General features: G+C 71.3%; 10 protein-coding genes, 1 tRNA gene and 3 pseudogenes. 6 read left to right on the top strand and 8 right to left on the bottom strand.

Annotated features, from left to right (window positions below):
* Nucleotides 1–294 precede the first annotated feature (294 nt).
* From BJF88_RS20345 to BJF88_RS18960, 6 genes and pseudogenes are all read right to left on the bottom strand, one after another.
* Nucleotides 295–1,149 (bottom strand): hypothetical protein, encoded by an 855-nt coding sequence (locus BJF88_RS20345; RefSeq protein ID WP_222843955.1) that lies wholly within the window; start codon nucleotides 1,147–1,149, stop codon nucleotides 295–297.
* Complete coding sequence (locus tag BJF88_RS20340) at nucleotides 1,106–2,401, bottom strand: hypothetical protein (protein ID WP_222843954.1); 1,296 nt, start codon at nucleotides 2,399–2,401, stop codon at nucleotides 1,106–1,108. The genes BJF88_RS20345 and BJF88_RS20340 overlap by 44 nt, the downstream gene beginning before the upstream one ends.
* Nucleotides 2,402–2,486: 85 nt before the next feature.
* Nucleotides 2,487–3,238 (bottom strand): annotated as a pseudogene (locus BJF88_RS07695) (amino acid ABC transporter ATP-binding protein).
* 79 nt (nucleotides 3,239–3,317) lie between these two features.
* Nucleotides 3,318–3,680, bottom strand: a complete 363-nt coding sequence (locus tag BJF88_RS21720; protein ID WP_255371866.1) for an ABC transporter permease subunit — start codon at nucleotides 3,678–3,680, stop codon at nucleotides 3,318–3,320.
* Nucleotides 3,681–4,141: 461 nt separating this feature from the next.
* Nucleotides 4,142–4,762: a transporter substrate-binding domain-containing protein gene (locus BJF88_RS07685; RefSeq protein WP_255371869.1), complete on the bottom strand. Its 621-nt coding sequence runs from the start codon at nucleotides 4,760–4,762 to the stop codon at nucleotides 4,142–4,144.
* Complete coding sequence (locus BJF88_RS18960; protein WP_139315968.1) at nucleotides 4,699–5,037, bottom strand: hypothetical protein; 339 nt, start codon at nucleotides 5,035–5,037, stop codon at nucleotides 4,699–4,701. The genes BJF88_RS07685 and BJF88_RS18960 overlap by 64 nt, the downstream gene beginning before the upstream one ends.
* 143 nt (nucleotides 5,038–5,180) lie before the next feature.
* On the opposite strand from BJF88_RS18960, the gene BJF88_RS07680 reads away from it, so the two are divergent.
* From BJF88_RS07680 to BJF88_RS21710, 5 genes are all read left to right on the top strand, one after another.
* The gene (locus tag BJF88_RS07680) at nucleotides 5,181–5,444 is read left to right on the top strand and encodes a DUF6343 family protein (protein ID WP_075828382.1); all 264 of its coding nucleotides are present in this window, start codon (nucleotides 5,181–5,183) and stop codon (nucleotides 5,442–5,444) included.
* 28 nt (nucleotides 5,445–5,472) lie between these two features.
* On the top strand, nucleotides 5,473–6,093 hold the full coding sequence (locus BJF88_RS20335) for a hypothetical protein (protein WP_222843953.1): 621 nt from the start codon (nucleotides 5,473–5,475) through the stop codon (nucleotides 6,091–6,093).
* 11 nt (nucleotides 6,094–6,104) lie between these two features.
* Nucleotides 6,105–6,536 (top strand): hypothetical protein, encoded by a 432-nt coding sequence (locus tag BJF88_RS20330; RefSeq protein ID WP_222843952.1) that lies wholly within the window; start codon nucleotides 6,105–6,107, stop codon nucleotides 6,534–6,536.
* 93 nt (nucleotides 6,537–6,629) lie between these two features.
* Nucleotides 6,630–7,679 carry a hypothetical protein gene (locus BJF88_RS21715; protein WP_255371865.1) on the top strand — a complete coding sequence of 350 codons (1,050 nt, stop codon included), beginning with the start codon at nucleotides 6,630–6,632 and terminating at the stop codon, nucleotides 7,677–7,679.
* A 136-nt stretch (nucleotides 7,680–7,815) separates the two neighbouring features.
* On the top strand, nucleotides 7,816–8,883 hold the full coding sequence (locus tag BJF88_RS21710; protein ID WP_255371864.1) for an FUSC family protein: 1,068 nt from the start codon (nucleotides 7,816–7,818) through the stop codon (nucleotides 8,881–8,883).
* A 107-nt stretch (nucleotides 8,884–8,990) separates the two neighbouring features.
* Here BJF88_RS21710 and BJF88_RS07665 read toward each other — a convergent pair.
* Both BJF88_RS07665 and BJF88_RS07660 read right to left on the bottom strand, forming a co-directional pair.
* Nucleotides 8,991–9,064: transfer RNA gene (locus BJF88_RS07665), tRNA-Met, on the bottom strand.
* 167 nt (nucleotides 9,065–9,231) lie between these two features.
* A pseudogene (locus tag BJF88_RS07660) lies at nucleotides 9,232–12,310 on the bottom strand (UPF0182 family protein).
* Between the two features lie 133 nt (nucleotides 12,311–12,443).
* On the opposite strand from BJF88_RS07660, the pseudogene BJF88_RS21705 reads away from it, so the two are divergent.
* Nucleotides 12,444–12,890 (top strand): annotated as a pseudogene (locus BJF88_RS21705) (PPA1309 family protein); the annotation flags it as partial.
* Between the last annotated feature and the right edge of the window lie 176 nt (nucleotides 12,891–13,066).

The raw sequence follows: 13,066 nt of genomic DNA, 5'->3' as shown, positions 1-13,066 counted from the left end.
GGCCCTCACCAACGGGGGAGGAACGAGGAGAGGTCCGCGCGCTGCGCACGGGTACCTCTTCCGGACTCTAGGACTCCATGCCTTGACGCAGTCGGCCATCGGCACGCGACGCTGGCGAGCAACCCTACCGAGGAGCGCCGCCTGCGTCGACGCCAGTCCCGGCCGCCGCGACCCAGGCCTGCGGACGGCGCAGAAACGCGCGTTCACAAATGTTGGCACGAGCCGCGATCCGACCGATACCGCCGATCAGCGTACCGACAAGTCAGTGGCATTTGCGTTAAACTTCGCCACTCTCTAAGCCGTATCAGCATTGGCCGACAGGCAAAAGTCGTCGTTCATCTTGATGACGAGCGCAACAATCGACCTCAAAGCAGTTATATACGCGGCAAAATGCGAACCCTCGCCATCTCCGTCAGCTTGCGAACCGTGAAGATACTTGTTGCGCCATTCTGGCCCATTGCTGAAATCGACCTTGTTGAGGAGATAATTGAAGTACTGCCCTTCCGCTTCAGTCAACAAGGACGCCCGGCGCACCACCCAACCTTTCGCCTCCATGGCATCCAACTCTGCACGCCCGGACTCCGACAGGTGATAATAACTGCAGGCTTGAGTCGTGAACAGACGGTTGAGGATGGAGAACCGTTCTGCGTTGGCAATTCGAACCCGGCTTCCCGTTTCCTCCAGGATGCCGAGCCCCATCAGGTCATCCACAATTCGCTTCTGATAATCGTGGAAGTCGTCGTATGCAACGGCCTTCTCTAGAAGCAGCCGAGCGGCATCGCTCCCCTCCAGCCCTTCGTTGATATGGGCGAGTGCCGACTGGTCGGAGAACATCGTGTGCAGTATGCCCACGATCTCCGGGCTCTCCGAACGGTAGACATACTTGCCGGGGAGGAGACTTGGAACCTGCTTATAGCGAACCTGGTCCGATGTAATGGCAAGCAGATCCCGATCAAGTTCCCCATCCTCGACGAACAGACTAAATTGCGCCACAACACTCTCCATCTCGGCAAAAAGATGACGCGCTCGCTCGAGGTAGGAAGCGCCGATGCTCGACGGCCTAAAGGAGAAGTTGAAGGCGCGAAACTCATCAGCAAGGTAGTCTTCAAAGAACCACGCGATGACTTCCTCCAGGCCCGAGCCGTTCACCTCCAAGTAGTGCTGGTATAGCCGCGTTTGAAGGAAGCTGCTCCATTCGAGCGCCTGGAAAGCCGACGCCCACCTGATAGTGCGTGACGCCCGACATCGACATAAATCGCTCGAAAACCCCGAGCTGCGCAGGGTACGACGGAAGGGTCAGGAGTACGTGGTCATTACCGAACTCGAACAGGTGTTGGAAATTGTTGAGAATGCTGGGGTTGTCGCGCGTACTATCCAGCCAGCGCGTACTATAGGTAAACCGCGCGACTAAACCGCCGGACTCGTCCATCTCAAACTTCGCTGGCTCGTCCTGCGCATCTGAGAGCGCAACCTCAGTACCGACCTTGAGGCCGATCGTCTCCTCGAAAAACTTCTCGGTCATCTCAGCGTTCCGCCGCTTCGCCCGCAGCTTCAGCTTCGCGTCGACACCCGTGGAGGCGTTGACGGGAGCCGTCTCGATCAGCCCGACGTAGTTCGGGTTCGCATTTGGACTGTCAACGTAACGCTCAAGAAGGTCGCGCGCATCGGCGGGCGTGAAGGTTGCGGGAAGGTACACCTTGACGCGTGCGTCTCTCTCCATGTACTTCCGGACCAGGTGCTCCGCGTTTCTGGGCGCTTCAAGCATTGCGTCTCGAATCTCGCCACCGTAGGCAGCGACAAGCTTCTTACAAGCGAGGATGTCGCCCATGCGGACGTCCGCTTGCCGAAGCGCGTGCTGCATCGCCGCGGCGCTGCAGCGCTCGAACGCCTTATTTCGTCCAAGTAGATCGAGCAGATCGCGGTGGTACTCGTACTTAACATCCCTCATGACGTCAGCGCAGTTGGCATCATCAACCGCGGAGAAGAACCGGGCCACCACGCTCTGAATTTGGCCTACCCGCGCCCGGGCGATGGCGCGCTCGGACTCGGTGAAGTCATGAGGAAGGAGACCGTGTTCGATGTACTGCTGAACGTTGTGCAGCTCGATCACATCCATCGCACAGACTGGAACATTTGAAGTATCGAAGTGCTCAACAAGTTCGGCGACCCGTCCGACATAGACGCCCGCTGCCAGGTCATCGGGACCAAAGAACCGTACCCGCCGTAGGGGCGCATCCTCGTCGCTCACTGCTGTCCTCACGCTCAGGTCGAATATTGTCGGCCACATTCTGCCTGAGGGGTCAGACAGCGGCGGGCCGAAGGCTTCGCTGCCGGTGCTGGCTGACTCCACTAGGTACGTCCCAGCCGGGTTCAGGACTGGCCCGGCGCCGCGCTTCAGCATCCGTTCCTCGTTCCACGCGGGATCGACCGGAGAATCGTCCATCGCCCTAACCCCGAGGGCATGCTGTCCCCCAACCGACGCCGGCTCAGGCGTGCAGACGGCGCAGGAACTCGCGCGTGCGCGGCTGCTGCGGGTCGCGAGCACCTGCTCGGGCGTGCCGCGCTCGTGCACGCGGCCGTCGTGGAGAAAGCAGACCTCGTCGGCGACACGTCGCGCGAAGCCCATCTCGTGCGTGGCGACGAGCATGGTGCGGCCCTCGGCGCGCAGCTCGGCGAGGACGTCGAGCACCTCGCCGACGAGCTCGGGGTCGAGGGCGGACGTGACCTCGTCGAGCAGCAGCAGCTCGGGCTCGTTGACGAGCGCCCGGGCGATCGCGGCGCGCTGCTGCTCGCCGCCGGAGAGCTGGTCCGGGTACGCGGCGGTCTTGTGGCCGAGCCCGACGCGACGCAGCATCGCGACGGCTGCCTCCTCGGCCTCCTCGCGCGCCCGCCGGTGCACGAGCCGCGGCGCGAGCGTGACGTTGTCGAGCACCCGCATGTGCGGGAACAGGTTGTACGCCTGGAACACCATGCCCATCCGGGCCCGGACGGCGTCGGCGTCGAGGCGCGGGTCGGCGACGTCCTCGCCGTCGAGCAGGATCTGGCCGTCGTCGACGTCGTCGAGGAGGTTGACCACGCGCAGCAGCGTGGACTTGCCGGACCCCGACGCACCGACGAGGACCACGCAGCGGTGCCGGTCGACGTCGAGGTCGATCCCGTCGAGCACCGCACGAGGCTCTCCGGCCCGCGGTCCCGGGTACGTCTTGCGGACGGCGCGCAGCGAGAGCAGGTGGGTCACCGGATGTCCCCCGCCCCGCTCACCGTTGCGAGGGACCGGCCCCACCCGCGCCGTGCCTGGTAGGCGTCGACCGCCCGGGTCAGCGGGAAGACACGAGGAAGAACAGCAGGCCCGCGACGACGTACGGCGTGAAGTTGTAGCTGCCGGTCGTGGCGATCTGCGCGGCACGGATCGCGTCCACCGCCCCGAGGACGGAGATGAGGCCCGAGTCCTTCTGCAGCGACACGAGGTTGTTCGCGAGGGGCGCCGTGACGTTGCGCACCGCCTGCGGCAGGACCACGCGCCGCGTGGTCTGGGCACGCGTGAGCCCCAGCGAGCGCGCGGCGGCGACCTGCGACGGGTGCACCGACTCGATCCCCGCGCGGAAGACCTCGGCGAGGTACGCCGTGTAGGTGAGGACGATCGCGAGCGCGCCGAGGAACGCGCCGACGTCGGGAGCCACTCGAGGCGCAGCGCGGGCAGGCCGAAGCCGACGAGCAGCAGCACGAGCAGCAGCGGCACGCCGCGGAAGAGGTCGACGTACACGATCGCGAACGCCGCAGCGGGAAGAGCGCCGGGACGCGGCTCGTGCGGGCGATCGCGAGGCCGAGACCCAGGAGCGTCCCCACGACCCCCGCGACGACCCACACGCGCAGGTTGAGCCACAGCCCCTCGAGGATCGCGGGCAGCGACTCCCACGCGTTCTCCGGGTCGAAGAACGCGGTGCGCGCACGGTCCCAGCCGGGCGCGTTGACGACGACGAGCACCACCGTCGTGACGACCACGACGGTGCTGACGAGCGCCACGAGGGTCGAGCGGCGCCGCTGGGCGCGCCGGAACGCCGCCCGGTCGAGCGCGACCGGCGACGGGGTCCAGGCGGCGCCCGCCCGCCCGGGCGCGCGCCCGTCGTCGGGCCCGGTCACGTCACTCCAGGACGGGGATGTCGTCCGACTTCAGCCACGTCGTGCGCAGCTCGTCGAGCGTGCCGTCCTCCTCGAGCGCGTCGACCGCCTGCGAGACGCAGTCGGTGAGCGCGGAGCCCTCGTCGAGGACGAGGCCGTACTGCTCGACGACGCCCTGGTCGGGCAGCGTGCCGATGACCACGGAGTCCGGGAAGTACTCGGTCGACGCCGCGACGCCCTGGTCGACGTCCATGACCATCGCGTCGATCGTGCCGGACTGGAGCGCCTGCATGCCGTCGCCCGCCGCGTTGTACGGGGAGATGTCGGCATCCTCGCCGAACGCGGCCTCGGACAGCGTGAGGCTCGTCTGCGCCGCGGTCACGCCGATGCGCGCACCCTCGAGGTCGGCGAGGCTCGTCGCGTCGGCGTACGGGCCGTCCTCCATGACGATGACGCCCTGGCGCGTCGTGAGGTAAGGGCTGGAGAAGTCGACGGCCTGCTCGCGCTCCTCCGTGATCGACGTCTGGTACGCAGCGATGTCGAACGGCTTCACGGCCGGGCTGATGATCTGCTCGAACGTCACGGTCTCCCACTGCACGGCGTCCTGCTCGTAGCCGAGCTCCTCGGCCACGGCGTAGACCAGCGCCGACTCGAAGCCCTCGCCCGACTCCGGCTCGCCGGCGTACCAGGCAGGTACGGCTCGCTCGCGCCCACGGTCAGCACGCCGTCGGTCAGCGTGGGCAGCTCAGCCGCGTCGCACGCCGCGGCCTCGGCCGTGCCGGAGGTGGCGCTCCCCGCGGGCTCCTCGGCGTCCGGGCCGGACGAGCACGCGGTCAGGGCGAGCGAGGACCCGACGAGCAGGGCGAAGGGTGCGAGGGCACGGCGGCGGGAGGTTCCCGCCCGGGGAGACGGCGACATGGAGCCGAGCGTAGCCCGGCCCGGCGTCCCGTGGTCCGGCCCTTCCAGCTTGGGGCCGTGTGGCTCGTCACACCTGCGCAGCACGACGCCCGGAGGTCGTCCGGCGGCGTGCGAGGCCGCGGCGTCGTGCGCACGATGGCCGCATGAGCACGCCCGACGAGCGCGCACGCCCCGACCACCACGACCCGACGCGAGGCATCGGCGGTGCCCCACCGGCACGCAGCGCCCTCACGCTGCGACTGGTCCTCGCCGGTTTCGGGCTGATCGCCTGCGCGGTCGCGGCGGTGCTGCTCGCCGGCGCGGGAGCTCCGACCGCGGTCGTCGTCGCTCTCGCCGTGCTCGCGGTCGTCGCGCTCGTAGACCTGGTCGTCGTCGCGCGGCGCAAGCTGCGCGGCGAGCCGGGCTGAGGCCCCGGCACCGCGTGGAGGGTCGCGCATGAGCTGGACGCTGCTGCCCGGCGTCCTGGGCCTGCTCTCCTCCGCCGCCGTCCTCGTCGTCGTGGGCCCGCGCCTGGCGCGGACCGCGGACACGCTCGCCGAGCGCACCGGGCTCGGCGACGCCGTCGCCGGGGCGCTGCTCCTCGGCGCCGTCACCTCGCTGCCGGGCATCGTCACGACGGTCACGGGCGCGCTCGAGGGCGACGCGGCGTTCGCGCTCGCCAACCCCGTCGGCGGCGTCGCCGTGCAGACGGTGTGGCTGGCGATCGCCGACCTCGTCTACCGGCGCGCGAACCTCGAGCACGCCGCCGCGTCGCTCGAGAACGTCATGCAGGCGCTCATCCTCGTCGCGCTCCTCGCCGTCCCCGTGGTCGCGTACGCGACCCCGGAGATCGTCTGGGGCTGGATCCACCCGGCGACGCTGCTCATCCCCGCCCTCTACGGGTACGGGCTGGTGCTGCTGCGGCGGATGCACGCGGAGCCGATGTGGAAGCCGACCGCGACCGCCGACACCCGGACGGACGAGGAGACGGCGGAGGGCGGCGACCCCCGGACCGTCCCGCCTCAGGACCGGCCGACGGCGACGACGACACGCGGTCCACGCGCCGGCTGTGGCTGAGCCTGGGCCTGATGGCGGCCGTCGTCGGTGTCGTGGGCTGGGTGGTCGGGCGGTCCGGCGTGAGCCTGGTCAGAGCGACCGGGCTGCCCAGCGAGGTCGTCGGGTTCACCCTGACGACGGCGATCTCGTCGCTGCCGGAGCTCATCGTCCTCATCGCCGCGGTGCGCATGGGCGCGCTCACCCTCGGCGTGGGCAACATCATCGGCGGCAACGTCTTCGACACCCTGATGATCGCGGTGGCCGACGTCGCCTACCCGGCGGGCTCGATCTACGCCGCGGCCGGCCCGTCCAGCCTCGTGCTGCTCGGGGGCACGGTGCTCATGACGACGCTGCTCGCCGGCGGGCTCGTCATGCGCGACCGCCGAGGGATCGGGTTCGAGGGCCTGAGCATGCTCCCGGTCTACGCCGCCACCGTCGCGCTGACCGCCGTCGTCGCGACGTGACGCGCGCGGTCCGCACCGGTCGCCCCCGGCGGCGGGGGTGGGCACGGGGCCGCTCGACCGGCAGAATCACGGTGGATGAGGTGGCTCGACCGCGTGCGACGACACGACCGCGACCTGGCGGCGTTGCGCCGGGCCGCCCGGGGCGCGCTCGTGCTGCCACTGGTCTTCTACCTCGGCCTGGAGGTCGTCGGCAACGAGTACCTCGGGCTGTTCGCGGCGTTCGGCGCGTTCGCGGTGCTGCTCCTCGCCGACTTCACCGGACCGATGCCGCAGCGGCTGCAGGCCCAGGCGGCGCTCGGAGCGGCCGGCGCCGTTCTCGTGTGCCTGGGGACGCTGACCTCCGCGCACCCCTGGCTGGCCGCGCTCGGGATGCTGGTGGTGGGTCTGCCGATCCTCTTCGCCGGCGTGGTCAGCTCGATCCTCGCGAGCGCGACCCCGGCGCTGCTGCTCGCCTACGTCCTGCCGGCCTGCCTGCCGGCGCCGGCGAGCGCGATCCCGGAGCGGCTCGCCGGCTGGGGCCTCGCCGCCGTGCTCGGCCTGCTCGCGGTCGGGCTGCTGTGGCCGACGCCGACCACCGACCCGCTGCGCGAGCCCGCGGCCCGCTGCCTGCGGACGACGGCGGCGCGGATCCGGGCGGACGTCGCCCTCGCGGCCGGCGGGCCGGGCGCGCCCCGCCTCGCGGAGCGTGAGCGCGCGGTCGCGGCCGCGGACGCGGCGGTCGAGCAGCTCCGGCTGACCTACCTCGCCGCCCCCTACCGGCCGACCGGGCTCAACACCGTCGACCGCACCCTGGTGCGGCTGGCCGACGAGCTCGAGTGGTTGGCCCAGGTGGCGGAGCAGGGGCGGCCCACCGCCAGGGCCGCCCACGACGTCGACCCGGAGGTCCACGCCGTCGAGCTCGCCGCCGCCGACGTGCTCGACCTGGCCGCCCGGGTGCTGCACGACCCCGGGTCCGGCAGTCGCGACCTCGAGGCCCGGGTCGCGGTGCTGCGGGCCGCCGTCGAGGCCCTGGACGACCACGTCGCCGGCGGGCCGGCCGGGCGCTCGACGCCCGCGGCGGCACGCTCACCGCGCTCGACCCGACGTTCCGCTCCCAGGAGCTCGCGTTCGCCGCCCGCGAGCTCGCGACGAACGTCGTGCTGACCTCTGCGCCTGGCGGCGGACCTGGACCGACCGGCTCCTGGGCCGTCGGCCCGCCGGGATCTCGTCCGGCTGGACGGCGGCGGTCGAGCGCGGCTCGGCGCACCTGCGGCTGCGCTCGGTCTGGCTGCAGAACAGCGTGCGCGGCGCCTTCGGGCTCGCGCTCGCGGTCCTCGTCGCCGACAGCGCCGGCGTCCAGCACGCGTTCTGGGTCGTCCTGGGCACGCTGTCGGTGCTGCGCTCCAACGCCCTCAGCACCGGGCAGCAGGTGCTGCGGGGCCTGCTCGGCACCGCAGTCGGGTTCGGGGTCGGCGGCCTGCTGGTGCAGCTGATCGGGACCGACGAGCCCGTGCTGTGGGCGGTGCTCCCGCTCACGGTGCTGGTGGCGGGCTTCCTCCCGGCGGCGATCTCCTTCGCGGCCGGCCAGGCGGCGTTCACGGTCCTGGTGATGATCCTGTTCAACCTGCTCCAGCCGGCCGGCTGGGAGGTCGGGCTGGTGCGGATCGAGGACGTCGCGATCGGCTGCGCCGTCAGCCTGCTCGTCGGGCTGCTGTTCTGGCCGCGCGGCGCCGGGGCCGCGCTGCGCCGCGCGATGGCCGGGGCGTACGGGGACGGCGTCCGCTACCTCGAGGCCGCCGTCGGCTACGGGACAACCTGCGCCGAGCGCGAACCGGCCGTCGCCCGACCACCCGCGCGCGAGGCCGCCGCTGCGTCCGCCTCCTCGCACCGCCTCGACGACGCCTACCGCACCTACCTCACCGAGCGCGGAGCCAAGCCCTCCTCGCTGGCGGACGTGACCAGCCTGGTCAACGGTGTGGTCGGCGTACGGCTGGTGGCCGACGCCGTCGTCGCGCTGTGGCAGCGTGACGGGAGCTCGGCGCTCGCGCCGCGACCGGCGGCCCGCCGCGCCGTCGACGACGCCGCGCACCGGGTGGTCGACTGGTACGACGCCCTGGCCCGCAGCCTCGTCGGCGAGGGCGCCGTCCCGGACCCGCTGCCTCCGAGCGCGTCACCGGAGCAGCTGGTGGACGCCCTGCGCGGGGACCTGACCGGCGAGGACCCCGGCCGCACCGCCACCGCGGCCCGGCTGGTGTGGACCCACGACTACCTCGACGCGGTGCGCCGCTACCAGCACGCGGTGGTCGAGCCGGCCCGCGAGGTGGTGTCGTCGGGACGGGGAGCGGCGACGTCGGACGGCACCGCCTGAGGTGGCGCCCCGCACGCCCGAGCACCCGCCGGGCCCCGGCACGACAGAAGGCCCGGACCTCCGTGCGGAGGTCCGGGCCTTCGTCGATGTCCTGAGACATCTGATCGTAGCGGGGGCAGGATTTGAACCTGCGACCTCTGGGTTATGAGCCCAGCGAGCTACCGAGCTGCTCCACCCCGCGTCGGTGATCACCACTCTACGTGAGGAGCGGGACCGGGCCAAATCGAGCCGGGGAGACCTGCGTCACGGCAGAGCGGGCGCCGTCTGCGCCGACGCGCGGACGGGCGGGACCACGTGCGTGGTCCCGCCCGTCCGCAGCCGTCGTGGACGGCCTCCGGTCGGCCGGCGTCAGCCCTCGGACGACGCCGCGTCGAGCTCCTCCTCGGCGGCGAGCGCCGACTCGAGCGCGGACTGCAGGCGCTCCTGCGCCTCGCCGTACGCCGCGAAGTCGCCCTCCGCGAGCGCCGCCTGGCCCTCCTCGATCGCCTGCTGCGCGGCGCGCAGCGACTCGTCGAGACGCGTGCGGGCCTCGCCGCTCGCGCCGCCGTCCGCCGGCGGTGCGATGTCCTCGGCGTCCGGCTCGGTCCCGGGGTCGGTGCCCGGGTCCCCGACGCCGGGCTCCTCGGCCCCGGTGTCCGGGTCGGCCGTCTCGCCCTCGGCGGGCTGGTCGGGCACCTCGGTGTCGACCCCGCCGTCGGCGTCGCCGGCGCTCGCGCCGGAGTCCCCGCCGAACACCTGGTCGAGCGCCTCGTCGAGCGTGTCGGCGAACCCGATCTCGTCGCCGAACGACACGAGCACCTTGCGCAGCAGCGGGAACTGCGTGCCCTGCGTCGACTGCACGTACACGGGCTGGACGTACAGTAGACCGCCACCGACCGGCAGCGTCAGCAGGTTGCCGTTGATGACGCTCGAGTCGCCCTGCCGCAGCAGGTTGAGCTCGGTCGACACCGTCGGGTTCGAGTCGAAGTTGTTCTGCACCTGGCCGGGGCCCGGCACGGTCGAGTTGCGCGGCAGCTCGAGCAGCCGCAGCGTCCCGTAGTCCTCCGCGCGCTCACCGTCCTGGTTCCCGGGCTCCGCGTCCACCGCGAGGAAGCCGGTGAGGATGTTGCGGTCGCTCTGGCCGCCCGGGATGAACGTCGACATGAGCGAGAACGTCGGGTCGTCCTGGCTCGGCATCTGCAACGTCAGGTAGTACGGCGGCTGGAGCGGTGCGACGCCGGTACCGGACGTCGACGCCGTCGGGTCCTCCGGCTGCGCCAGAAGTCCTGGCCGGAGAAGAACTGGCGCGCGTCGTCGACGTGGTAGCTCGCGAGCAGCGTGCGCTGGACCTTGAAGAGGTCCTCGGGGTAGCGCAGGTGGCTCATGAGGTCGCCGCTGATCTCCGAGATCGGCTGCACCGAGCTGGGGAAGACCTGCGTCCACGCCTGGAGGATCGGGTCCTCGGTGTCCCACGCGTACAGGTCGACCGACCCGTCGTACGCGTCCACCGTCGCCTTGACGGAGTTCCGGATGTAGTTGACCTCCTGGGGCGCGAGCGCCTCGACCGAGTTCTGCGCGACGAGCGAGTCGGCCGTCGACTCCTCGAGCGACTCCGACGTCGAGTACGGGTACCCGTTGCTCGTCGTGTAGCCGTCGACGATCCACTTGACCCGGCCGTCGACGACCGCCGGGTACACGCGGCCGTCGAGCGTCAGGTACGGCGCGACCTTCGCGACGCGGTCGCGCGGGCTGCGGTCGTACAGGATCTGCGACTCGGACGTCACGCGGTCGGAGAACAGGATCTGCTCGGAGCCGAACTTCAGCGCGTAGAGCGTCTTGTTGAGGAAGGTCCCGACGCTCGGCCCGGCCGCGAGGTCCTGCGTGGGGAACGTGTTGTTCACCTGGCCGCCCGCGTCGTCGACCGGGTAGTCGAGCTCCCACGGGTCCGTGCCCTCGGGCGACCCGACGATCGAGTACTCGGGCGCCTCGGGGCTGAAGTAGATGCGCGGCTCGTAACCGCCGGCGTCGGTGAAGGCGCCGGTCGAGGGGATGCTGCCCTCGTAGAACGCGGGGCGGCCGTCCGGGCCGATCTGGTTGCCGTACGCGGCGACCACGCCGAACCCGTGGGTGTAGACGGTGTGGTCGTTGACCCAGTTGCGCTGGTCGGCGCCGAGGCCGTCCTGGTTGAGCTCGCGCACCGCGATGACGGTGTCGCGGCTCTCGTCTCGATCGTGTACCGGTCGACGGACAGCGACTCCGAGAAGCCGTAGTACTGCTTGTTCTGCTGGAGCTGGCTGAACGACGGGCTGACGATCTCCGGGTCGAGCAGACGGATCGACGCCGTCGTGTCGGCGTCCTCGCGCAGCGCGCCCGCCTCGGCCTGCGTGCTCGCGTTGTACTGCTCGGTCCGCACGTCGTCGATGCCGTACGCGGCCTGCGTCGCGTCGATGTTGCGCTGGATGAACTCCTCCTCGAAGTCCTGCGCGTTCGGCGTGACCTGGAACCGCTGGACGACCGCGGGGTAGATCCCGCCGATCGCGATGGCGGAGACGACCATGAGCCCGACACCGATCGCCGGCAGGCGCCAGGTGCCCCGCACGGCCGCGACGACGAACAGGGCCGCGACGATGACGGCCACGCCGGTGAGGATGGCCTTGGACGGGATGACGGCGTTGACGTCGGCGTACGACGCGCCGTCGAACCGGTCGCCGGAGGAGGTGAGGATCGAGTACCGGTCGAGCCAGTAGTTCGCCGCGATGAGGAGCATGAGGACCGCGGCGACCACGGAGAGCTGGACGCGCGCGGCCGTGGTCGTGCGCGGACCGGCGTCCGCACCGCCGCCGATGCGCAGCCCGCCGTAGAGGTAGTGCGTCGCCACGGCGGCGATGCCCGAGATGATGACGGCCGCCATGAGGAAGCTGACGACGAAGCGCACCGCTGGCAGCGTGAAGACGTAGAAGGACAGGTCGATGCCCCACTGCGGGTCGCTCGTGCCGAACGGCACGGCGTTGAACGCGAGCAGGACGGTCTGCCACTGCGAGGCGGCGGCGGCGCCGGCGAAGAAGCCGACGAGCGCGGGCGCGACGATCATCACGACCTTGCGCAGCGGCTCGATCGCCTCGCGGTACTGGTCGAGCGTCGCCTGCTCCGGCGTCGACGGCGCGTAGATGGGCCGGGACCGGTAGGCCAGGGAGAACGACAGGAACACCAGTCCGCCCATGACGAGGAAGCCCCCGACGAAGAGCGCGATGCGCGTGCCCCACTGGGTCCACAGGACGCGTTCGAAGTCGAGCTGGGTGAACCAGAGGACCTCGGTCCAGAACTGGGCGAGCAGGAGGAGCAGGACCACGAGGACGCCGACGACGGCGATCGCGATCCCGATCGGGCTCCGGCGCCTGGCGGGCCGGTTCCCGGAGGACGGCCGGCGTGGCGCTGCGGCGAATGACACGGTGGGTATACCTCTTTGCGTCGTGACTCGGACGTGCGCGGGCGGCGACGGGTCTCGCCCACCGGTGACAACGCGCGCGCTCCCCTCAAGGTTCCCATGCCCGCGGGGGTCGCCGCTCTGGGACGATGGGCGCATGCCGAACGCCGACGACGCCCCGCGCCCCGGCGCGGACGAGGTCCCCCCGACGCACGCGCCCGACGGGCCGGGCCTGCCGCCCGCGCAGCGCACACTCGCCCTCGCGGTCCACGAGGTCGAGACGCACGCCGCGGCCGCGGGCTGGGACGCACCGCCGCGGCTCTTCGCGCTCGTGCGCACCGCGCGCGCCCTCGCGGACGACCCCTCGCTCGCGGACCGCCTGCCGCCCGACGCCCTCGCCGCGGCGACCCGCGGACCCGCACCACGTGCTGTCCGTGGAGCAGGAGGCTTCGTCGTCGACGGGGACCTCGAGGAGTCGCTCGCCCGCATCGCGTGGCCGGGCACGGTCGACGGGACGGCGCTCGTCGTCGAGCGCATCGTGCTGCCGCCGTCGGCGGAGGAGGGCGTTCCCGAGGACCAGGACGCGGCGCTGGACTACCTCGCGAACCACCCCGAGCGCCAGGACGTGCGCGTCGCGGTCGGCGTGCTGCGCGACGGCCGGAGTGGTGCGCCGTCCGCTCGCGCGCCCACGACGCCGCCGCCGACGTCGCGTCCGGGCCCGACCTGGTCCCGGGGCTCGTCACCGCGCTGCGCGCGACGCTCGAGGACTGAGCGCGGTCG

The organism is Cellulosimicrobium sp. CUA-896, assembly GCF_001942335.1.
In the GTDB taxonomy this organism is placed as follows: Bacteria; Actinomycetota; Actinomycetes; order Actinomycetales; family Cellulomonadaceae; genus Cellulosimicrobium.
Note: the sequence above shows the minus strand (reverse complement) of the source record. Positions and strands in the feature narration are given on the sequence as shown.